The organism is Pseudomonas sp. Root71 (assembly GCF_001429045.1).
GTDB lineage: Bacteria > Pseudomonadota > Gammaproteobacteria > Pseudomonadales > Pseudomonadaceae > Aquipseudomonas > Aquipseudomonas monachiensis.
In genome coordinates, this window is record NZ_LMHY01000029.1 from 420,263 (window position 1) to 442,472 (window position 22,210).

Genomic DNA, 22,210 nt, shown 5'->3' on the forward strand with positions numbered 1-22,210 from the left:
TGTATCGACTACTTGCCCCGGATCAGGCGCCGCAGGGCAAACCGGTTGGGGTGACAGGCTTCAGCCACACTTCTGGGCAACGGCAGGGGTTCATTGTCCAGCCAGGCTGCCAGCAGTTCTGCGGACAGCGGCGCGGTGATCAGGCCGCGCGAGCCGTGACCGCTGTTGATGTACAAACCGTCAAGCCATGGGCATTCGACGTCCGGTACCTGCCGGGCGTCCTTGCTTAGTGCTGCATACACCTGAGTGAACACCTGGGTATCGGCCAGCGGGCCGACGATTGGCAAGTAGTCGGGGCTGGTGCAACGAAAGGCAGCGCGACCCTGGAGACTTTCAGGTGCAAGTTTATCGGCCTGTAGACGCTCGACCAGGTCGTGGGAAATCTCTTCGAGCATGGCCAGGTTGCCCAGGTGTTCTGCCGTGGTCGGCGTCAGGTCATCGCTCTTGAAATCGAAACTGGCTCCCAGGGTATGTTCGCCCAAGCGGGCAGGGGCGACATAGCCTTCGGCACATACCACGGTGCTCAGTGCCTGGCTTTGCGGGGTTTGCGCCAGGCGGGTGATTTGCCCGCGAATGCGTTTGAGCGGCAACTCGGCGCTTTCGGGGAAACGCTGGATTTCAGCCGCGCCGGCGAGTACCACCACGGGGGCGTCGGCAAGCAATCGCTCGCCGTCCCAGGCTTGCCAACGGCCTTCAACCTTGCGCAGTTCCAGCGCATCGTGATGGGTGAGCAGTTGAATCTGTGGATGCGCAGCCTGCCACTGGCACAGCGCCGGTGGGTGGACCCAGCCGCCTTCGGGATAGAACAGGCCTCCCTGTGCCAGCCCGATACCGGCCACGGCCTGTGCCTCGGTTTGATCCAGCAGGTGCAACAAGTCCGCCGCAAACGCCGCGGCCAACTGCGCCTGACGCTCGGCCTCCTTGGCATTGAAGGCCAGTTGCAACACGCCGCAATCGTCCCAGTCGCGGCCCCGTTGCAAGTGTTCGAGCAGGCGTCGGGTGTAGCTGAATCCGCTGACGATCATTTGCGACAGCGCCGTGCCGTGGGCGGATAACTTCAGGTAGAGCACGCCCTGCGGGTTACCCGAGGCTTCCCGGGCGATGTCGTCGTGGCGCTCCAGCACTGTCACTTGCCAGCCCCGCGCGGCGAGGCTGGCGGCGCTGGCACAACCGGCCAGGCCGGCACCGATCACCAGTGCCTGGCGCTCGCCGGTCAGCGGAGTTGGGCGGGCGAACCAGGGTTTATCCAGGGCCGGAGCCGGCGTTTCCTGGGGCCAGCCGAGGAACTCGCCGCGCAGGATCTCCCATTTGTGGCCGATGCCGGGGGTGCGTTTCATCTTGAAGCCGGCGGCGTTGAGCAGGCGCCGCACCCAGCCGGTGCTGGTGAAAGTGCTGATGGATGCACCGGGAGCGGCCAGGCGAGCCAGTTCGGCAAACAGTTCGGCGGTCCACATGTCGGGGTTTTTCGCCGGGGCGAAACCGTCGAGGAACCAGGCGTCGATTCGGGCATCGAGTTGCGGCAGTTGCTCCAGTGCATCGCCGATCAGCAGCGTCAGGGTCACGCGGCCGTGGTCCAGCGTCAGGCGCTGAAAGCCCTGATGGATGGCCACGTATTGCTCCAGCAGTTGATCGGCAAACACCTTGAGTTCCGGCCATAGCGCCAGGGCCCGCTGCAAGTCGGCCGGGCTCAGCGGGTACTTCTCGACGCTGACAAAATGCAACCGCGCACCGGCCGCGGCGTGTTGCTCGAACACCTGCCAGGCGCACAGGAAATTCAGCCCGGTGCCGAACCCCGTTTCCCCGATGACCAGCCGCCCGCCTTCGGGCAAGGCCGCAAAGCGCTCCGCCAAACGGTTCTGTTCGATAAAGACGTAGCGGGTTTCGTCCAGCCCCGACTGGTCGGAGAAATACACATCGTCGAACACTCGCGAATACGGGCGACCTTGGTCGTCCCAGTCGAGTTGGGCGTGGGGCAATACAGGTTTCATGGCAGGCTCGGCAACGGCAAGGCCGCCATTCTAGCCGATCGCAGGCGTGGTGCTTGATCCGTGGCAAGACATGCATTGGCCGAGGACGGGAAAATCCCTGCTGGCCTTCAGTTCAATCCGCTAGTCTTGCTCACATCTGGAAGGGAGCCGCTCATGTTTGAATCCGCCGAAATCGATCACGCCATCGACAAAGAAACCTACGACGCCGAAATCCCGGCCCTGCGCGAAGCGTTGCTCGAAGCACAATTCGAATTGCAGCAGCAACGCCGCTTTCCGGTGATCATTTTGATCAATGGCATCGAAGGTGCCGGCAAGGGTGAGACGATCAAGGTGCTCAACGAGTGGATGGACCCGCGCCTGATCGAGGTCCGCACCTTCGATCAGCAAACCGACGAAGAACTGGCGCGGCCACCGGCCTGGCGGTACTGGCGGATGCTCCCGGCCAAGGGGCGCATGGGGATTTTCTTCGGCAACTGGTACAGCCAGATGCTGCAGGGGCGGGTCCATGGCGAGTTCAAGGATCCGCGCCTGGACCAGGCGATCAACGGCGCCGAGCGCCTGGAAAAGATGCTTTGCGACGAAGGTGCGCTGATCTTCAAGTTCTGGTTTCACCTCTCCAAGAAGCAAATGAAGGCACGCCTCAAGGCGCTGGCCGACGATCCGCTGCACAGCTGGCGCATCAGCCCGCTGGACTGGCAGCAGTCGCAAACGTACGACAGGTTCGTGAAGTATGGTGAACGGGCGCTGCGCCGCACCAGCCGTGACTATGCACCCTGGCATGTGATCGCCGGAGCGGATGCCCACTATCGCAGCCTGGCCGTGGGACGGATTCTGCTGGCGGGCCTGCAAGGCGCATTGAAGCGACCGAAGATCCATCCGGAAAAGGTCAGCGCCGCGCCAGTGTTCCCCAGTGTCGATCAAGTGAACCTGATCGACAGCCTGGACCTGACCCTGCAGTTGGACAAAGAAGATTACGAAGAACAGCTGATCACCGAGCAGGCGCGGTTTTCCGGGTTGATGCGTGACAAACGCATGCGTCGCCACGCGTTGGTGGCAGTGTTCGAGGGCAATGACGCGGCCGGCAAGGGCGGGGCGATCCGCCGGGTAGCGGCAGCGCTTGATCCGCGCCAGTACAGCATCGTGCCGATTGCCGCGCCCACCGAGGAAGAACGGGCGCAACCGTATCTGTGGCGTTTCTGGCGGCACCTGCCGGCCCGGGGCAAGTTCACCGTGTTCGACCGCTCATGGTATGGCCGGGTGTTGGTGGAGCGCATCGAAGGTTTTTGCAGCCCGGCGGACTGGCTGCGTGCCTACGGTGAAATCAACGATTTCGAAGAGCAGCTCACCGACGCCGGTGTGATCGTGGTCAAGTTCTGGCTGTCCATCGACAAACTGACGCAACTGGAGCGCTTCGAGGCGCGCGAAAAGATTCCCTTCAAGCGCTTCAAGATCACTGAAGACGACTGGCGCAACCGTGAAAAGTGGGACGATTATCGCGGGGCGGTCGGCGATATGGTCGACCGTACCAGCACCGAGATTGCGCCATGGACCCTGGTGGAAGCCAACGACAAGCGCTGGGCACGGGTCAAGGTGCTGCGCACCATCAACCGGGCGCTGGAGCAGGCTTTCGAAAAAACCGACCGGCATGAACGCAAGCGCAAGGACAAGGATTGAGGCCATGGTTACGCATACGCGAGGTGAATGATCGTCGCGGTCGGTGAAGGGCTGGACTTATGCTCGATCCACTCTCAACCGATAACAACAATGAGGTATGCCATGCGTGAAGTGGTGATCGTCGACAGCGTGCGGACCGGCCTGGCCAAATCCTTTCGCGGTAAATTCAACATGACCCGCCCGGACGACATGGCGGCACACTGTGTCGATGCGCTGTTGGCGCGCACCGGAATCGATCCGGCGAGCGTCGAGGACTGCATCGTCGGCGCCGGCTCCAACGAAGGCGCCCAGGGTTTCAATATCGGTCGCAACGTCGCGGTGCTCTCGCGCCTGGGCATCGGCACGGCCGGCATGACCCTCAACCGGTTCTGTTCCTCGGGCTTGCAGGCGATCGCCATTGCCGCCAACCAGATCGCTTCGGGGTGCAGCGACATCATCGTCGCCGGTGGCGTCGAGTCCATCAGCCTGACCATGAAAAGCGTCAACACCGACAACCTGATCAACCCGCTGCTCAAGGAACAGGTGCCGGGCATCTACTTCCCGATGGGCCAGACTGCTGAAATCGTCGCGCGTCGGTACAACGTCAGCCGTCAGGAGCAGGACCTATACGCGCTGCAAAGCCAGCAGCGCACCGCAGAGGCTCAGGCCGCCGGGCTGTTCACTGATGAAATCGTGCCGATGGCGGTGAAGTATCGCGTCGAAGACAAGGCCACAGGTCAGGCACAGATCCTCGACGGCATCGTCGACCGCGATGACTGCAACCGCCCGGACACCACCCTGGAAAGCCTGGCCGGATTGAAACCGGTGTTCGCCGAAGATGGCTCGGTCACGGCGGGCAACTCTTCGCAGTTGTCTGACGGCGCGTCCATGACCCTGGTGATGAGCCTGGAGAAAGCGCTGGAACTGGGGCTCAAGCCGAAAGCGTTCTTCCGTGGTTTTACCGTCGCCGGTTGCGCGCCGGACGAAATGGGCATCGGCCCGGTGTTCTCGGTACCGAAACTGCTCAAGGCCAAAGGCTTGCGGATTGACGACATCGACCTGTGGGAACTCAACGAAGCGTTCGCCTCGCAGTGCCTGTACAGCCGCAACCGCCTGGAAATCGACAACGCCCGGTACAACGTCAACGGCGGCTCGATTTCCATCGGTCACCCGTTCGGCATGACCGGTTCGCGTCAGGTCGGGCATCTGGTTCGTGAATTGCAGCGACGCAATTTGCGGTATGGCATCGTCACCATGTGCGTGGGTGGCGGGATGGGGGCGACCGGGCTGTTTGAAGCAGTGCGTTAATTTTCATTGTTTTGTGTGACTTGTTAGATCGCATTCGTCGGAACGCCGCCCGGAGCAAGCCCGCTCCCACATTCAACCGTATATACCTTGAGTACTCGGTCAAATGTGGGAGCGGGCTTGCTCGCGAATGCAGACGACGCGGTTTACCGGCTCATCCATAGCCCCCTCAAAGATTACGACCCGCACAGTTTCATTCGCGGCCAGACTGAAACTGTCCCTGTGTACGCCACCGCTGCGAGCCTAGAATGACGACTCTTGTCAGTTGGCGTTGGGGTTCACATGCACATTTCATCGGGTCGCTGGGGTTACGGTCTGTTCCTGGCCTTGTTGACCGCGTTGTTGTGGGGAATCCTGCCGATCAAGCTCAAGCAAGTGTTGCTGGTGATGGACCCGGTGACGGTGACCTGGTTTCGCCTGCTGGTGTCCGGCGGCTGCCTGTTCATTTACCTGGCGGCCACCAGGCGCCTTCCCACTCGCAAAGTGCTCGGTCCTCGTGGTGGCTGGCTGGTGCTGATGGCGGTGCTCGGCCTGGTCGGTAACTATGTGTTGTATCTGATGGGCCTGAACCTGCTCAGCCCCGGCACGGCGCAACTGGTGGTGCAGATGGGCCCGATCATGCTGCTGATCGCCAGTCTGTTTGTGTTCAAGGAGCGTTTCAGCCTGGGGCAAGGGATTGGCCTGCTGGTGCTGCTGATCGGCTTTGCGCTGTTTTTCAACCAGCGCTTGAGTGAGTTGCTCACATCGCTGACCGACTACACCGCCGGCGTGCTGCTGGTGCTGCTGGCGTCCACGGTCTGGACCTTCTATGCCCTGGGGCAGAAGCAATTGCTGACGGTGTGGAATTCGCTGCAGGTGATGATGGTGATCTACCTGTTCTGCGCGGCGCTGTTGACGCCGTGGGTGCATCCGCTCGAAGCGTTGCAATTGAACCCCTTGCAGGGTTGGTTGCTGCTGGCCTGCTGTCTCAATACCCTGATTGCCTATGGCGCGTTTGCCGAGGCCCTGGCCCATTGGGAAGCCTCTCGGGTCAGCGCGACGTTGGCCATAACGCCGTTGGTGACCTTTGCCGCGGTTGCCATGGCGGCGTGGCTTTGGCCCGACTATGTGCATGCCGAGACCATCAATGGCCTGGGATATGGCGGTGCGGTGCTGGTGGTGCTGGGGTCGGCGCTGGTGGCGTTGGGGCCTTCGTTGATTGCCGGGCTGAAGGCGCGGAAGGTGCGGATGGCCTGAAGATCAAAAGATCGCAGCCTGCGGCAGCTCCTACATGTAAATGCCTATCCCTGTAGGAGCTGCCGCAGGCTGCGATCTTTTCGCTTCACTGCAAATCTCAGCCCTTGGCCCCAGCCTCCAGCATGTTCTCCGGCCTCACCCACGCATCGAACTCTTCGTCAGTCAGATACCCTAGCTGCAGCGCCGCCTCGCGCAAGGTCAGGCCTTCGCTGTAGGCCTTCTTGGCGATCTCCGCTGATTTGTCATAGCCAATGTGCGGGTTGAGCGCCGTCACCAGCATCAGGCCACGCTCCAGGTGTTCAGCCATTTTTTCCGCATCCGGTTCCAGACCGGCCACGCAGTGCTGCTGGAAGTTGCTGCAGCCATCAGCCAGCAAACGGATCGATTGCAGCAGGTTATGGATGATCACCGGTTTGAACACGTTGAGCTGCAAGTGGCCCTGACTGGCGGCAAAGCCGATGGCGACGTCGTTGCCCAACACCTGGCAGGCCAACATCGACAGCGCTTCACACTGGGTCGGGTTGACCTTGCCCGGCATGATCGAACTACCCGGTTCATTGGCCGGTAGCCTGACTTCGGCGAAGCCGGCGCGCGGGCCGGAACCCAGAAGGCGCAAATCGTTGGCGATTTTCATCAGCGTCACGGCGAGGGTTTTCAGCGCGCCGGACAGCGTGGTCAGCGGCTCATGGCCGGCCAGCGCGGCAAACTTGTTCGGTGCCGTGATGAACGGCAATCCGGAGAGGGCGGCCAATTCCGCGGCGATGGCCTCACCGAAGCCGTGGGGTGAATTGAGCCCGGTGCCGACGGCCGTTCCGCCCTGGGCCAGCTCGCAGACCGCGGGCAGTGCGCTGCGGATCGCCCGCTCGGCGTAATGGAGTTGGGCAATGAAGGCCGATATTTCCTGTCCGAAGCTGATCGGTGTCGCATCCATCATGTGCGTACGGCCGGTCTTGACCAGTTTCATGTGGCGGGCGGCCAGCTCGGCCAGCCCGCCGGACAGTTCGCTGATCGCCGGCAGCAAGTGCTGTTGCACCGCCTGGACGGCGGCGATGTGCATGGCGGTGGGGAAGCTGTCGTTGGAGCTCTGGGAACGATTGACGTGATCGTTGGGGTGCACCGGGGACTTGCCGCCACGGGGGTTGCCGGCCAGCTCGTTGGCGCGACCGGCGATCACTTCGTTGACGTTCATGTTGCTCTGGGTACCGCTGCCTGTTTGCCAGACCACCAGCGGAAACTGGTCGTCGTGTTCGCCGGCGAGCACTTCGTCGGCCGCCTGCTCGATCAGGCGGGCAATATCGGCGGGCACGTCGCCGTTGCGATCATTGACCCGTGCCGCGGCTTTCTTGATCAGCGCCAAGGCATGCAACACGGCCAGCGGCATGCGTTCGTTGCCGATGGCGAAGTTGATCAGCGAGCGTTGAGTCTGAGCGCCCCAATAGGCTTCATCCGGGACTTCAACCTGGCCGAGGCTGTCGGTTTCGATACGGCTCATCTTGCTCACTCCTGTAGGTCCGATTGCGCAGTTTAGGCCGTGATCGACGGCCGTGGTTCCATCAGTCTGAATTTGACCATTGAACCCCTCTAAATCAGGTGCGACAAGGCTTGGGGTTGAGCGACACACTTTTTTAGGCGCAGAATGGACGCCCTTGGGGTCTTACCTCGCCAGCTAGAAAAGGAAACTCGATGACTCGTCTTCGTGCCATCTGTACCGCCGTTGCTTTGGTCTGCGCCAGCGGCCAGGTTTTTGCCGACACCGCCAGCCATAACGCCAGTGCCGAGGCTTTCCTGACCATGGCGCACGCTGACAAACTGGGCACCCCGGTGTACATGCAAGTACAGCAGATGTTTGCCCAGCGTTTCGAACAGACCAAAGCCCCTGAGTCGAAAAAGGCCGTGCTGGAAACCTACCAGGCCAAGGCCAACGCCGCTCTGGACCAGGCCATTGGCTGGAACAAGCTGAAGCCGGACATGGTCAAGCTCTACACCACCAACTTCACCGAATCCGAGCTCAAGGACCTGGTTGCGTTCTACCAGTCGCCACTGGGCAAGAAAGTCCTGGAAAAAATGCCTCAGCTGACCCAGCAATCGGCCCAGATGACCCAGGCCAAGCTGGAAAGCGCGGTGCCGGTGGTCAACAAGCTGCTGGCTGACATGACCGCCGAGCTGACGCCGAAAGATGCGGCCGCGCCAGCCAAGAAAAAGCCTTAAGCGGAGTCCGGTATGACCATGCAACAACGCATCGAATCGACGCTGGGCCTGCTTCAGCCCGAGCATCTGCAAGTGCTGGATGAAAGCCACATGCACAGCCGTGGGCTGCAAACCCATTTCAAGGCCGTGGTGGTCAGTACGCAGTTCGAAGGCCTGAACCGGGTCAAGCGTCACCAGAAGGTCTACGGCACGCTCGGCGAGCTGATGGGAGAGTTCCATGCGTTGGCGCTGCATACCTACACGCCAGAGGAATGGGCCCGGATCGACGCGGCTCCGGCCTCGCCGACCTGTGCCGGTGGCAGCAAGCATTAAGCTCAAAAGATCGCAGCCTGCGGCAGCTCCTACAGGAATACGCATTCCCATGTAGGAGCTGCCGCTGGCTGCGATCTTTTTTGTTAGAATGCCCAACGCGCCGCTAACCCGGCGCGTTTTTTTTCGCATCCGGTTCACCCCTTACGAGGGTAGCCACCTGGAGATTTACCCATGACACCACAGATTGTCGTGGCGGCACTGTATAAGTTCGTCACCCTGGAAGATTACGTCGCCCTGCGCGAGCCTCTGTTGCAAGCGATGGTCGACAATGGCATCAAAGGCACCCTGCTGATTGCCGAAGAAGGCATCAACGGCACCGTGTCCGGCAGCCGCGAAGGCATTGACGGGCTGATGGCCTGGCTCAAGAACGACCCGCGCATGGATGACATCGACCATAAAGAGTCGTACTGCGATGAGCAGCCGTTCTACCGCACCAAAGTCAAACTCAAGAAAGAAATCGTCACCCTCGGCGTGGAAGGCGTGGACCCGAACAAAAAGGTCGGCACCTACGTCGATCCGCGGGACTGGAACGCCCTGATCAGCGACCCGGAAGTGTTGTTGATCGACACCCGAAACGATTACGAAGTCTCGATCGGTACCTTCGAAGGCGCCATTGACCCGAAAACCACCAGTTTTCGCGAATTTCCCGACTACATCAAAGCTAACTTCGACCCGGCCGTGCACAAGAAGGTCGCAATGTTCTGTACCGGAGGCATCCGCTGCGAGAAGGCGTCGAGCTACATGCTCAGCGAGGGCTACGGTGAGGTTTTTCACCTAAAGGGCGGCATCCTGAAGTACCTCGAAGAGGTGCCGCAGGAAGAAACCAAGTGGCAGGGCGACTGCTTCGTGTTCGACAACCGCGTGACCGTTCGTCACGACCTGAGCGAAGGCGACTACGATCAATGTCATGCCTGCCGCACGCCGGTGAGCGTGGAAGACCGCGCGTCCGAGCATTACGTGGCCGGCATCAGTTGCCCGCATTGCTGGGATAAGCTGAGTGAGAAGACCCGTCGCAGCGCGATCGACCGGCAGAAGCAGATCGAACTGGCCAAGGCTCGTAACCAGCCTCACCCGATCGGCTTCAACTACAAGCAAGCATCCTCCGAGGCCTGAACCATGTCTGCGCGCCTGCTCTATGTGATGGACCCGATGTGTTCCTGGTGCTGGGGGTTTGCCCCGGTGGCCAACGCACTGGTCGAGCAGGCGCAAGCCGCGGGTGTGGATGTGCATCTGATCGTGGGTGGTTTGCGCACCGGTAGCGGTGCGGCGCTGGAGCCGACCACCCGCCGCTACATCCTGGAACACTGGCAGGCGGTCACCGAGGCCACCGGCCAGCCCTTCAAGTTCGAGGGCGCGTTACCCGATGGCTTTGTCTACGACACCGAGCCTGCCTGCCGGGCACTGGTGACGGCGCGCGCACTGGCGCCGGATTGCGCCTGGAAGTTGCTCGGGCTGATCCAGCATGCGTTTTATGTCGAAGGCCGGGACGTCACCCGCGCCAGCGTGCTGGTGGAACTGGCCGAGCAGGCCGGCGTGCCGCGTATCGAGTTCGCCGCCGCTTTCGACCGTGCCGACATGCACACGGCGACTGAAGCCGATTTCACCTGGGTCCAGGACCTGGGCATTGCCGGTTTCCCCACTCTGTTGGCCGAGCGTAACGGCCAACTGGCGTTATTGACCAATGGCTATCAGCCGTTGAGCGAGTTGTCCGCGCTGCTCGGCCGCTGGCTGGAGCGTGCTGCCTGTGCATGACTTGCCTGATGATGTCGCACCCGCTAAACGTGTCGACCGTCTGAGCTGGGCGGAAATCCGCCGCCTGGCCCTGCATCACAAGAAATCCCTGTGGATCGCCAACGGCGTGGCCGTGCTGGCGACCTTGTGCAGCGTGCCGATCCCCTTGCTCCTGCCGTTGCTGGTGGACGAGGTGTTGCTGGGGCATGGTGATGCCGCGCTGAAGATCATGAACCATGTGCTGCCCGAAGGCTGGCAGAAGGCCGCGGGTTACATCGGGCTGATGCTGGTGGTGACCTTGACCCTGCGTTGCTCGGCGTTGCTGTTCAACGTGGTGCAGGCGAAATTATTCGCCGGGCTGGCCAAGGACATCGTCTATCGCATTCGCATACGCCTGATCGAGCGTCTCAAGCGTATCTCCCTGGGCGAGTACGAAAGCCTGGGCAGCGGCACGGTGACCACGCATCTGGTCACCGACCTGGATACGCTGGACAAATTCGTCGGCGAAACCCTCAGCCGTTTCCTCGTGGCCATGCTGACCCTGGTCGGCACGGCGGGCATTCTGATGTGGATGCACTGGAAACTGGCATTGCTGATTCTGCTGTTCAACCCGCTGGTGATCTACGCCACGGTGCAGTTGGGCAAGCGGGTCAAGCACCTGAAGAAACTCGAGAACGACAGCACTTCGCGCTTTACCCAGGCACTGACCGAAACGCTGGATGCCATCCAGGAAGTTCGCGCCGGCAACCGCCAGGGGTTTTTCCTCGGTCGCCTGGGGCAACGCGCCCGGGACGTGCGTGACTATGCGGTGAATTCGCAATGGAAAACCGATGCGTCGAACCGTGCCAGCGGTTTGCTGTTCCAGTTCGGCATCGATATTTTCCGGGCTGCGGCGATGCTCACCGTGCTGTTTTCCGACCTTTCAATCGGCCAGATGCTCGCGGTGTTCAGCTACCTGTGGTTCATGATCGGTCCGGTTGAGCAACTGCTGAACCTGCAATATGCCTACTACGCTGCCGGCGGTGCGCTGTCGCGGATCAACGAACTGCTGTCCCGGGCCGATGAGCCCGAATACCCGGGCGGCGTCGACCCTTTCGCCGGTCGCGAGACGGTCGGGCTTGAAGTACAAGGGTTGAGCTTCGGTTACGGTGATGAACTGGTCCTGAACCAGATGAACCTGTCTATTGCCCCCGGCGAAAAGGTCGCGATCGTCGGCGCCAGTGGCGGTGGCAAGAGCACGCTGGTGCAACTGCTGCTGGGCTTGTACACGCCGTTGGCCGGAACCATTCGCTTCGGCGGTTCGACCCAGCAGGAGATCGGCCTGGAAACGGTGCGGGAAAATGTTGCCGTGGTCCTGCAACATCCAGCGCTGTTCAACGACACCATCCGGGCCAACCTGACCATGGGTCGCGAACGCAGTGACGAGGCCTGCTGGCAGGCACTGGAAATCGCCCAGTTGCACGGCACCGTCCGGGACTTGCCCAATGGCCTGGACAGTATCGTCGGGCGTTCCGGGGTGCGGTTGTCCGGCGGGCAACGTCAACGCCTGGCCATCGCCCGGATGGTACTGGCCGAACCCAAGGTGGTGATCCTCGACGAAGCCACCTCCGCGCTGGACGCCGCCACCGAATACAATCTGCACCAGGCACTGGCGCGTTTCCTGAGCAACCGCACCACGTTGATCATCGCCCATCGTCTTTCGGCGGTAAAACAGGCTGACCGTGTGCTGGTGTTCGACGGCGGGCAAGTTGCCGAAGACGGCGACCACCAGCAACTGATCGCCGAGGGTGGGCTGTACGCCAAGCTGTATGGGCATTTGCAGCGGTTGTAGGAGATGACATCAAAGTTGCAGGGCGCTAATTCAATACTATAAAAAAACATCATCGCGAGCGGATTCAGTGGCCGCGATACGCCCTCCGGGCAAAGCTTGTCGCTTGCCGGGATCGGAATCGCAACCTAGTCTAGCTAAGGCGATTTCGTCCGGAAGACGAACAAGCAGTGCTAATGCAAGGGACCTCATGAATCAAACGCGGACTCTCGGAACGCCACGGTTGTTGGGCATCGTCTGGCCATTTATCGCCGTTGTGGTGTTTCAAGCCTTGCTGGGCGGCGTTAGCCTTTATGTGCTGTCGGCGGTCCGCGGCTATGTTGCCGGCGAAAGCCTCTGGTCCAAAGGCCAGAAAGACGCCATTTATTATCTCAACCTCTATGCCGACAGCGGCGACGAAGCGATTTTTCATAAATACCAGGACGCCATTTCCGTGCCTCAGGGCGGGCATGAATTACGCGTGGCGCTCGATCATCGGCCGCCGAACATCGAGGCGGCACGTGTGGCGATCCTCAAGGGCGGCAACCATCCGGATGACATCTCCAGTGTGATCTGGCTGTACCTGAATTTCCGGCACTTCAGTTACCACGAGAAAGCCATCGACCTTTGGAGGGTGGGCGACGGGTATCTGGTGCAGCTCGATGCCATTGCGCAGGAGATGCATCAGCGCATCACCACCAGGCAGGCCACCGATGCCGATATCAAGCGCTGGAAGGATCAGATATTCGTCATCAATGAAAGTGTGACACCGGCGGCGAAGGCCTTCAGCGATGCCTTGGGCGAAGGCTCGCGGATGATCCTGCGACTGTTGCTGGTGACCAACCTCGCCACAGCCCTGGGCTTGATCGTATTGGCCTTGATGCGCACCCATAAGCTGCTCAAGCAGCGCCATGCCTTTGCCGATGCGCTGCAGGTGGAGAAAGAACGGGCGCAGATCACCTTGCAATCGATTGGCGACGGAGTGATCACCACGGATGTTTCCGGTGCGATCGCCTACATGAACCCGGCGGCCGAGGCGTTGACCCACTGGAAGGCCGAGCAGGCGACGGGGTTGCCCCTGGCGGCGCTGTTCAACCTGTTGGACGAAAATGCCCAGACCGATGGCTTTACCCTGATCGAGCATATTCTGAGCGGCCAACTCAGTGGTGGCAGTGAACACTCCAAGCTGATTCAACGCCTGGACGGCAGCACGGTGTCCGTCACGCTGGTGGGCGCGCCGATCCGCAATGCCGGCAAAGTCAGCGGGACGGTGCTGGTGCTGCATGATATGACCCAGGAGCGGCAATACATCGCCAATCTGTCGTGGCAGGCGACCCATGACGCCTTGACCGGTCTTGCCAACCGTCGGGAGTTCGAATATCGCCTGGAGCAGGCGCTGCACAACCTGACCCGCTACGCGGGTCGCCATGCCCTGATGTTCCTCGATCTGGACCAGTTCAAGCTGGTCAACGATACCTGCGGCCACGCGGCGGGCGACGAACTGTTGCGGCACATCTGCGCGCTGTTGCAATCCGGGCTGCGCGAAGGCGATACCCTGGCGCGCCTTGGCGGCGACGAGTTTGGCATCCTGCTGGAAAACTGCGCACCGGAAGCGGCGGAGAAAATTGCCGAAAGCCTGCGCCAGACTGTGCAGAACCTGCATTTTGTCTGGAAGGGCCGGCCTTTCGTGACCACGGTCAGTATCGGGCTGGTCCATGTCGCGCAGAATCCGACGACGCTCGAAGCCTCGCTGCGTGCTGCCGATATGGCGTGCTACATGGCCAAGGAAAAGGGGCGCAACCGGGTCCAGGTCTATCATCCGGATGACTCGGAGTTGTCCCTGCGCTTCGGTGAAATGGCCTGGGTGCAGCGTTTGCACATGGCGCTGGAGGAAGACCGCTTCTGTCTGTACGCCCAGGAAATTACCCCCTTGGGCCATGTCGAACAGGGTAGCGGGCACATTGAAATTCTACTGCGATTGCATGATGAAGCCGGACGGATGATCTTGCCTGACAGCTTCATTCCGGCTGCCGAGCGTTATGGCCTGATGAGCTCGCTGGATCGTTGGGTGGTGCAGAACGTGTTCAAGATCATTGCCCAATGCCGGGCCGAGCAAGGCCCCGGGCCGCTGGCCATGTGTGCGATAAATCTGTCAGGCACGACGATCGGGGATGAGGCCTTCCTGGACTTCTTGCGCGAACAGTTTGTGACGTATTCGATTCCGCCTGAAATGATTTGTTTTGAAATTACTGAAACCAGTGCTATTTCAAATCTTGGCAGCGCCATTCGATTCATTAATGAACTCAAAGGCTTAGGCTGCCATTTTTCCCTGGACGATTTTTGTGCCGGAATGTCCTCGTTCGCGTACCTGAAACATTTGCCTGTAGACTTCCTGAAGATCGACGGGAGTTTCGTAAAGGATATGCTGGACGACCCGATTAACCGCGCCATGGTCGAAGTGATCAATCACATTGGCCATGTGATGGGTAAGCGTACGATTGCCGAGTTTGTCGAAACGCCCCAGATCGAGCAGGCATTGCTGGAGATCGGGGTAGATTACGCTCAAGGGTATGTGATTGAACGCCCGCAGTTGTTTACCTGCGACAGCTTGTTGAGTCGCCCCGCCAGGCCTCAGCCGCTGCTGTTCAAGGCGCCAGGCACGTTCCGTTGAAACTCCTGCCGGTCTTACAATCACAATCAAAAGGAGCTCGACAGTGATCGATACATTCAACCGAACCGGACCGCTCATGGAAGCTGCAAGTTACCCTGCCTGGGCCCAGCGCCTGATCCAGGATTGCAGCGAGAGCAAGCGCCGGGTTGTCGAACACGAACTGTACCAACGCATGCGAGACAACAAACTCAGTGCGAAGACCATGCGCCAGTACCTGATCGGAGGCTGGCCGGTGGTCGAACAGTTCGCGTTGTATATGGCACAAAACCTGACCAAGACCCGCTTTGCCCGTCATCCCGGCGAAGACATGGCCCGTCGCTGGCTGATGCGCAACATCCGCGTCGAACTGAACCACGCCGATTACTGGGTGCACTGGAGTCGCGCGCACGGTGTCAGCCTGGAAGAGCTGCAGGCTCAGCAGGTTCCCCCCGAGCTTCACGCCCTTAGCCATTGGTGCTGGCACACCAGTTCCGCCGACTCGCTGATCGTCGCGATTGCCGCCACCAACTACGCCATCGAAGGGGCGACCGGGGAATGGTCGGCGGTCGTGTGTTCCAACGGTATCTACGCCGCCTCGTTCCCCGAGGAAGATCGCAAGCGGGCGATGAAGTGGCTGAAGATGCATGCCCAGTACGACGATGCCCATCCATGGGAAGCCCTGGAGATCATCTGCACATTGGCGGGCAGCAACCCGAGCAAATCCCTGCAGGTGGAGTTACGCCAGGCTGTTTGCAAGAGCTACGACTATATGTACCTGTTCCTCGAACGTTGCATGCAAATCGAACACGCAGAGCGGGCACCGGTCGTGCGTGAGCGGATGGCGCTGGCCGAAAGCTGATCCAGCTATTACGCAATAAAACTGTGGGAGCGGCGGTGCGACCGCCGCTCCCACATTGGTTTGTGTCGTGGCTGAACAATCAGCCCGCCATTTCCAGCCGGTTACGACCTTCGCGCTTGGCCACATACAACGCGCTGTCTGCCCGTCGCAACAGGCTTTCGGCAGACTCGCCGGGCAACAGGGTCGAACAGCCGAGGCTGACCGTCAGCAGGATCCTGTGACCATTGGCCAGGTACTCTTCAGACTGCACTGCAAACCGCAGCCGCTCACCGACCATGGCCGCGGCCTCGCGACAGGTATTCGACAGCAGGATCAGGAATTCCTCGCCGCCATAGCGGAACACCATGTCCACGTTGCGCAGCTGTTTTTTGATCGAGGCAGCGACCGCCTTGAGCACGTCATCGCCAGTGCTGTGGCCGTGGGTGTCATTGACCAGCTTGAAATGATCAATGTCCAGCATCAGCACCGACAACGGTTGCAGATGGCGCCGGGACAGTTCGATTTCCCTTTGCAGCGTCTGGTCCATGGCGATGCGGTTACCGGCGCCCGTCAGTGGGTCGCGCAGTGCACTTTGGGTGGCGGTGCGGTACAGCAGCGCGTTGCGCATCGGGAAAAGCAGCGCGGCCAGCAGTGATTCTAGATGGCCCTGTTCCAGTTCGCTGAAACGCTGATTGCGACGGAAGATCAGCTCACCCAGGTGTTCGCCTTTGTGGCTGAGGCTGTAGCTGATGGAGTGGTGGCCGCGCTGGCCGAACTCCAGGCGCAGGTCACTGCTCTTGTGCAGGTAGCACAAGGCGTCCAACGGTACCAATCGCTGAATCTCGCGATAGAAAGTCCCAAGAATGCGTTGCGGCTCCAGACTGGTTTGCAACTGCAGGCTCAACTGCTGGCGCAATTGCGCAAGACTGACAGGTCTTTCCAGAAGGGGCGGCTGCTGACCAAAGCCCAGGCGTTGCAATTTGGCGCTATCGAAGTCAATTGCGTTGGTCTGGGAAGGTGGTTTCATAAGGCGTGCGCCCCTAAGCAGTAAGGCTGTCTTACAAGCAGGGTGAGAGCGGCTTAGGGCTGCGCGTCGTACTGGTCCGTCAGTCCCGTAGGACATTTCGTACAAGTTTAATCCGCTTTGTAGAAGATGAGTAATCTCTGCGCTCAAGCTTCACCCCCGTTTGCTTTCACGTTACGTGTCTGAGCAAACTTAGAGCGAAAGTCGTGCCATTCGGTTCATCCGAATAAAATCTGTTGTGAATCAATCGGTTGTTGTTCGTTTTCTACCTGTACGGCACAGAGTGTGACGTTTGTTTGACAGATGCCTGGCTCTAATCCGAGAGCCTTCGAGTGCCGCGACAGGAAGCTGGCGCGGCACCAGAAAGCGACGTACGGTCGTTACTGGGCGTTGAACGCCTGGCCATTGATGCCGGTGCTGTCCGGGCCCATCAGGTAGAGGTAGACCGGCATGATCTCCTCCGGCGTCGGGTTGTTCAGTGGGTTTTCACCCGGGTAGGCCTGGGCGCGCATGCTGGTGCGGGTGGCGCCCGGGTTGATGCTGTTGGAACGTACAGGGGCCACGGTATCGACTTCGTCAGCCAGTGTTTGCATCAGGCCTTCAGTGGCGAACTTGGAGACACCGTAAGCGCCCCAGTACGCACGTCCTTTGCGGCCGACGCTGCTGGAGGTGAACACCACCGAGGCATCCTGCGACAGCTTGAGCAGCGGCAGCAGTGTGCTGGTGAGCATGAACATGGCATTGACGTTGACTTGCATGACCCGCATGAAGTTTTCGCCGGAAAGCTGCTCGATCGGCGTGCGCGGGCCGATGATCGAAGCATTGTGCAGCAGGCCGTCGAGATGCCCGAATTCGCTTTCGATCATCGCTGCCAGCTCATCGTATTGATGGGGCAGGGCGGTTTCGAGGTTGAACGGGATCACCGCCGGTTGTGGATGGCCGGCGGCTTCGATTTCGTCGTAGACCTGGGTCAGGTTGGCTTCGGTCTTGCCCAGCAGCAGCACGGTTGCGCCGTGGGCCGCATAGGTTTTTGCCGCTGCTGCGCCGATGCCGCGCCCTGCGCCGGTGACCAGGATGACCCGATCCTTGAGCAGTTCGGGGCGGGCGGAATAATCAAACATAAAAAAACCTCAATCCATTACAAAGCTGGAAAAGATCGCAGCCTGCGGCAGCTCCTACGTCGATCGCGGTCCCCTGTAGGAGCTGCCGCAGGCTGCGATCTCTTGACTTTAATCAGCAGCTGCAAAGCGCGCTATCAAGCACCTTGCGCAACTCCAGTGGATGATCGACCACCACGTCAGCACCCCAATGCCGCGGATTATCATCCGGGTGGATATAGCCGAAGGTCACGGCCGCAGTCTTGGTGCCAGCATCACGGCCCGACTCGATGTCGCGCAGGTCATCGCCGACGAACAGCACGCTGGCCGGGTCCAGGTCGAGCATCTTGCAGGCCAGGATCAGCGGTTCCGGGTCCGGTTTGCTGTTCTTCACATGATCCGGGCAGATCAGCAGCGCCGAGCGTTCAGCCAGCCCCAGCTGTTGCATGATCGGCTCGGCGAAGCGCAGCGGCTTGTTGGTGACCACGCCCCAGATCAGGTTGGCCTTCTCGATGTCCGCCAGCAGCTCGCCCATGCCGTCGAACAGCTTGCTGTGGACGGCACAACCGACGAGGTAGCGCTCCAGGAACTCCAGGCGCAGCTCCTCGAACCCCGGCGATTCCGGGTCCATGGCGAAGGTCACCGCGACCATCGCCTTGGCTCCGCCGGAAATCTCGTCGCGAATGTGCTTGTCGTTCATCGGTGGCAAGCCACGGTCGGCACGCATCGCCTGGCAGATCGCAATGAAGTCTGGCGCGGTGTCGAGCAGGGTGCCGTCCATGTCGAAAAGAACTGCTCTGATTGGCATCGGCTTATTCCTCGCGCAGGGTCTGGATCATGTAGTTGACGTCCACGTCGGCCGCCAGTTTGTAGTGCTTGGTCAGCGGGTTGTAGGTCAGGCCGATGATGTCCTTGACGGTCAGGCCGGCCATGCGGCTCCAGGCGCCAAGTTCGGAAGGACGGATGAATTTCTTGAAGTCGTGGGTGCCGCGCGGCAGCAGCTTCATGATGTATTCGGCGCCGACGATGGCGAACAGGTACGCCTTCGGGTTGCGGTTGATGGTCGAGAAGAACACCTGGCCGCCGGGCTTGACCATGCGGAAGCAGGCACGGATGACCGACGATGGGTCTGGTACGTGCTCAAGCATTTCCAGACAGGTGACCACGTCGAACTGCTCGGGCATTTCCTCGGCCAGGGCTTCGGCGGTGATCTGCCGGTATTCGACGCTCACGCCCGACTCCAGCTGATGCAGTTGGGCAACCGCCAGCGGCGCTTCGCCCATGTCGATGCCCATCACGGTCGCGCCGCGCTGAGCCATGGCTTCGCTGAGGATGCCGCCGCCGCAACCGACGTCGAGGACCTTCTTGCCGGCCAGGTTGACCCGCTCGTCAATCCAGTTGACCCGCAGCGGGTTGATGTCGTGCAGCGGTTTGAATTCGCTTTCGCGGTCCCACCAGCGATGGGCCAGGGCTTCGAATTTGGCGATTTCGGCGTAGTCGACGTTGCTCATGGTCTAGTCCTCTAAAACTTGAAAAATCCTGTTGCCCCGGGTTGTGCTCCAGGGTGCTTACGATTCGGTGCGGCCGCTGATGCGCTGGCCCCAGGCCTTCGCGATCGTGCTTAGCTGTTGTTCATCCAGGCGTGTCAGGCGACGGTCGTCGAGCAACTGTTTGCCGGCAACCCAAAGGTGTTTCACGCAGTCCCGGCCGGTGGCGTATATAAGTTGCGAAACCGGGTCGTAGACTGGCTGCTGGGCCAGGCCCGAGAGATCGAATGCCACCATGTCCGCCGCCTTGCCGATTTCCAGCGAGCCGGTTTCGGCCTCGATACCCAGTGCCCGGGCACCGTTGAGGGTGGCCATGCGCAAGGCACGATGGGCATCGAGCGCGGTGGCCGAGCCGGCGACAGCCTTGGCCAGCAAGGCCGCGGTGCGGGTTTCGCCGAGCAGGTCCAGGTCGTTGTTGCTGGCCGCGCCATCGGTGCCGACCGCGACATTGACCCCGGCCTGCCACAGACGCTCGACCGGGCAGAACCCGCTGGCCAGCTTCAGGTTCGATTCCGGGCAATGAATCACATTGCTGTTGCTTTCTACCAGCAGCGCCAGGTCTTCTTCGCTGATCTGGGTCATGTGAACCGCCTGGAAGCGCGGCCCCAGCAAGCCCAGGCGCGCCAGTCGGGCGAGTGGTCGTTCACCGCGCTGCTCGACCGATTGCTGCACTTCGAATGCTGTTTCATGTACGTGCATGTGAATCGAGGCGTCCAGTTCTTCGGCGATCACCCGGATTTTTTCCAGGTTTTCGTCGCCCACGGTGTAGGGTGCATGAGGGCCGAAGGTGACTTTGATGCGCTCGTGGTGCTTGAGGTCGCCAAACAGTTCAACGCCCTGACGAATGGCTTCGTCCGCCGTAGCGGCGCCCGGAATGGGGAAGTCGAGGATCGGAATCGCGATCTGCGCGCGAATGCCGCTGTTGTGCACGCGCTCGCTGGCAACCTTCGGGAAGAAGTACATGTCAGAGAAACAGGTGATGCCACCTTTGATTTGCTCGGCGATGGCCAGATCGGTGCCGTCGCGCACGAAGTCCTCGTCGACCCACTTGGCTTCGGCGGGCCAGATGTGGTTTTCAAGCCAGGTCATCAATGGCAAGTCATCGGCCAGGCCACGGAACAGCGTCATCGCCGCATGCCCGTGAGCATTGACCAGGCCGGGGCTGAGGAGCATGTCGGGCAATTCGCGGGTTTCGATTGCGTTAAGCTTCAGCGCAGCGGAACGTGGGCCGATAAACACGATGCGTCCATCACGGATGCCCACGCCATGTTCCTTGAGGACAACACCAGCGGGTTCGACGGGTACCAGCCAGGTCGGCAGCAATAACAGGTCGAGCGCAGCGGCAGTGTTCGGCATCGAGGGTCGGTTCCAGTGCTTTTGTATAGGATGGCGAAGTATACCCGAGCGTCTTCGCGGGGGGATCGCTATAATCGGCGGCTTTTGTTCATGAGTGCGGGGTGAGGGATGCGCGATCGACTGTTGGCTGCGGAAAAGGTAAAGGCCATCGATTGGCGTGATGGCGCTCTTCATCTGCTGGATCAGCGTATTTTGCCGTTCGAGGAAACCTGGATTGCCTACACCAGTGCAGCGGGTGTGGCCGAGGCAATCCGCTCGATGGTGGTGCGTGGCGCGCCGGCCATCGGCATTAGCGCCGCTTATGGCATCGTGCTCGCGGCCCGGGCCCGGATTGCCGAAGGTGGCGACTGGTACGCGGCGCTGGAAGAGGATTTCATGCTGTTGGCCGATTCCCGTCCTACAGCCGTCAACCTGTTCTGGGCGCTGGGCCGCATGCACGACCGGCTTGATCGCCTGAAAGACAATGCCGATCCGCTTGAGGTACTGGAGGCCGAGGCTATCGCCATTCATGAAAGTGATCGCGAAGCCAACCTGACCATGGCGCAACTGGGTGTCGACCTGATCCGCAAGCATCAGGGCAACGCCCAGGCGATCCTGACCCATTGCAACACCGGCGCGCTGGCCACGGGTGGCTTTGGCACGGCGCTGGGGGTGATTCGTGGCGCTTTCATCGAGGGCATGGTCGAGCAGGTCTATGTCGACGAAACCCGCCCATGGCTGCAAGGCTCGCGGCTGACCGCGTGGGAGCTGGCCAATGAAGGCATTCCCGTGACCCTCAATGTCGATTCCGCCGCGGCGCATATCATGAAGACCAAAGGCCCTACCTGGGTCATTGTCGGCGCTGACCGGATCACCGCCAATGGCGACGTCGCCAACAAGATTGGCACCTATCAGCTGGCGGTCAACGCCATGCACCACGGCGTTCGCTTCATGGTGGTGGCGCCGAGTTCGACCATCGACATGAACCTGGCCAGTGGCGATGACATTCCGATTGAGGAGCGTGATGGTCGCGAGTTGCTGGAGGTCGGTGGCAAGCGAGTCGGCGCTGATGTCCATGCCTTTAACCCGGTGTTCGACGTGACGCCGGCGGACCTGATCGATGCGATCGTCACCGAAAAAGGCATCGTCGAACGCCCGGATACGGCGAAAATGGCGCAATTGATGTGCCGTAAGCGTCTGCATTAAATCATTAAGGTTGCACGAAATCCCTGTAGGAGCTGCCGAAGGTTGCGATCTTTTGATCTTCCCGGCATAAGTCGGTAGCGGTCCTGAAAAGATCGCAGCCTTCGGCGGCTCCTACAGGTCGGTGTTTACAAGTGAAAAATACGGTTGAATGCCGGTTGATCGCAGCTCTAAGCCTCTCTCGTCCCCCTCAAGCCTGTCACCGGTCAACTAACTACTCTCCATGCGCGTCTGGGGGATAGGTGCGTGGCGGCTCTTGTGATAACATCCGGCGGT

18 protein-coding genes are annotated in these 22,210 nt (G+C 60.6%); 11 read left to right on the plus strand and 7 right to left on the minus strand.

Features of this window, described 5'->3' with window-relative positions; translation table 11 throughout:
- Positions 1 to 8: 8 nt before the first annotated feature.
- On the minus strand, positions 9 to 1,988 hold the full coding sequence (gene mnmC / locus ASD95_RS25745) for a bifunctional tRNA (5-methylaminomethyl-2-thiouridine)(34)-methyltransferase MnmD/FAD-dependent 5-carboxymethylaminomethyl-2-thiouridine(34) oxidoreductase MnmC (protein ID WP_056727180.1): 1,980 nt from the start codon (positions 1,986 to 1,988) through the stop codon (positions 9 to 11).
- 153 nt (positions 1,989 to 2,141) lie between these two features.
- Here mnmC and pap point away from each other — a divergent pair, with 153 nt between their 5' ends.
- The 3 genes from pap (at position 2,142) to ASD95_RS25760 (ending at position 6,182) form a co-directional block, all read left to right on the plus strand.
- Positions 2,142 to 3,662, plus strand: a complete 1,521-nt coding sequence (gene pap, locus ASD95_RS25750) for a polyphosphate:AMP phosphotransferase (protein WP_056727179.1) — start codon at positions 2,142 to 2,144, stop codon at positions 3,660 to 3,662.
- A gap of 102 nt (positions 3,663 to 3,764) precedes the next feature.
- Positions 3,765 to 4,949: a thiolase family protein gene (locus tag ASD95_RS25755; RefSeq protein WP_056727178.1), complete on the plus strand. Its 1,185-nt coding sequence runs from the start codon at positions 3,765 to 3,767 to the stop codon at positions 4,947 to 4,949.
- A 279-nt stretch (positions 4,950 to 5,228) separates the two neighbouring features.
- Positions 5,229 to 6,182, plus strand: a complete 954-nt coding sequence (locus tag ASD95_RS25760; RefSeq protein WP_056727177.1) for a DMT family transporter — start codon at positions 5,229 to 5,231, stop codon at positions 6,180 to 6,182.
- A gap of 97 nt (positions 6,183 to 6,279) precedes the next feature.
- On the opposite strand, the gene ASD95_RS25765 is transcribed toward ASD95_RS25760, so the two are convergent.
- A complete protein-coding gene (locus tag ASD95_RS25765; protein WP_056727176.1) occupies positions 6,280 to 7,674 on the minus strand; it encodes a class II fumarate hydratase in 1,395 nt (464 codons plus the stop codon).
- A 191-nt stretch (positions 7,675 to 7,865) separates the two neighbouring features.
- Here ASD95_RS25765 and ASD95_RS25770 point away from each other — a divergent pair, with 191 nt between their 5' ends.
- From ASD95_RS25770 to ASD95_RS25800, 7 genes are all read left to right on the plus strand, one after another.
- Positions 7,866 to 8,390, plus strand: a complete 525-nt coding sequence (locus ASD95_RS25770) for a DUF2059 domain-containing protein (RefSeq protein WP_046042584.1) — start codon at positions 7,866 to 7,868, stop codon at positions 8,388 to 8,390.
- A 12-nt stretch (positions 8,391 to 8,402) separates the two neighbouring features.
- Complete coding sequence (locus ASD95_RS25775; RefSeq protein WP_056727175.1) at positions 8,403 to 8,702, plus strand: BolA family protein; 300 nt, start codon at positions 8,403 to 8,405, stop codon at positions 8,700 to 8,702.
- A gap of 171 nt (positions 8,703 to 8,873) precedes the next feature.
- A complete protein-coding gene (gene trhO / locus ASD95_RS25780) occupies positions 8,874 to 9,815 on the plus strand; it encodes an oxygen-dependent tRNA uridine(34) hydroxylase TrhO (protein WP_056727174.1) in 942 nt (313 codons plus the stop codon).
- A gap of 3 nt (positions 9,816 to 9,818) precedes the next feature.
- Positions 9,819 to 10,454: a DsbA family protein gene (locus ASD95_RS25785; RefSeq protein WP_056727173.1), complete on the plus strand. Its 636-nt coding sequence runs from the start codon at positions 9,819 to 9,821 to the stop codon at positions 10,452 to 10,454.
- Entirely contained in the window at positions 10,447 to 12,264 is a 1,818-nt protein-coding gene (locus ASD95_RS25790) for an ABC transporter ATP-binding protein (RefSeq protein WP_056727172.1), read from the plus strand. The genes ASD95_RS25785 and ASD95_RS25790 overlap by 8 nt, the downstream gene beginning before the upstream one ends.
- A gap of 187 nt (positions 12,265 to 12,451) precedes the next feature.
- Positions 12,452 to 14,911 carry an EAL domain-containing protein gene (locus ASD95_RS25795; protein WP_056727171.1) on the plus strand — a complete coding sequence of 820 codons (2,460 nt, stop codon included), beginning with the start codon at positions 12,452 to 12,454 and terminating at the stop codon, positions 14,909 to 14,911.
- A 76-nt stretch (positions 14,912 to 14,987) separates the two neighbouring features.
- Positions 14,988 to 15,749 carry a TenA family transcriptional regulator gene (locus ASD95_RS25800; protein ID WP_263291613.1) on the plus strand — a complete coding sequence of 254 codons (762 nt, stop codon included), beginning with the start codon at positions 14,988 to 14,990 and terminating at the stop codon, positions 15,747 to 15,749.
- Between the two features lie 79 nt (positions 15,750 to 15,828).
- On the opposite strand, the gene ASD95_RS25805 is transcribed toward ASD95_RS25800, so the two are convergent.
- From ASD95_RS25805 to ASD95_RS25825, 5 genes are all read right to left on the minus strand, one after another.
- On the minus strand, positions 15,829 to 16,755 hold the full coding sequence (locus ASD95_RS25805) for a GGDEF domain-containing protein (protein WP_056727169.1): 927 nt from the start codon (positions 16,753 to 16,755) through the stop codon (positions 15,829 to 15,831).
- Between the two features lie 377 nt (positions 16,756 to 17,132).
- Positions 17,133 to 17,873 carry a YciK family oxidoreductase gene (locus tag ASD95_RS25810; RefSeq protein ID WP_007999919.1) on the minus strand — a complete coding sequence of 247 codons (741 nt, stop codon included), beginning with the start codon at positions 17,871 to 17,873 and terminating at the stop codon, positions 17,133 to 17,135.
- Positions 17,874 to 17,985: 112 nt separating this feature from the next.
- Positions 17,986 to 18,657, minus strand: coding sequence for an N-acetylmuramic acid 6-phosphate phosphatase MupP (gene mupP, locus ASD95_RS25815; protein WP_056727168.1), 672 nt, complete (start codon positions 18,655 to 18,657; stop codon positions 17,986 to 17,988).
- Between the two features lie 4 nt (positions 18,658 to 18,661).
- On the minus strand, positions 18,662 to 19,360 hold the full coding sequence (ubiG, locus tag ASD95_RS25820) for a bifunctional 2-polyprenyl-6-hydroxyphenol methylase/3-demethylubiquinol 3-O-methyltransferase UbiG (RefSeq protein ID WP_046042598.1): 699 nt from the start codon (positions 19,358 to 19,360) through the stop codon (positions 18,662 to 18,664).
- Positions 19,361 to 19,417: 57 nt separating this feature from the next.
- The gene (locus ASD95_RS25825; RefSeq protein ID WP_056727167.1) at positions 19,418 to 20,752 is read right to left on the minus strand and encodes a TRZ/ATZ family hydrolase; all 1,335 of its coding nucleotides are present in this window, start codon (positions 20,750 to 20,752) and stop codon (positions 19,418 to 19,420) included.
- Positions 20,753 to 20,860: 108 nt separating this feature from the next.
- Between ASD95_RS25825 and mtnA the strand changes: the two genes are divergently transcribed.
- On the plus strand, positions 20,861 to 21,937 hold the full coding sequence (gene mtnA / locus ASD95_RS25830) for an S-methyl-5-thioribose-1-phosphate isomerase (RefSeq protein ID WP_056727166.1): 1,077 nt from the start codon (positions 20,861 to 20,863) through the stop codon (positions 21,935 to 21,937).
- The last annotated feature ends 273 nt before the right edge of the window (positions 21,938 to 22,210 follow it).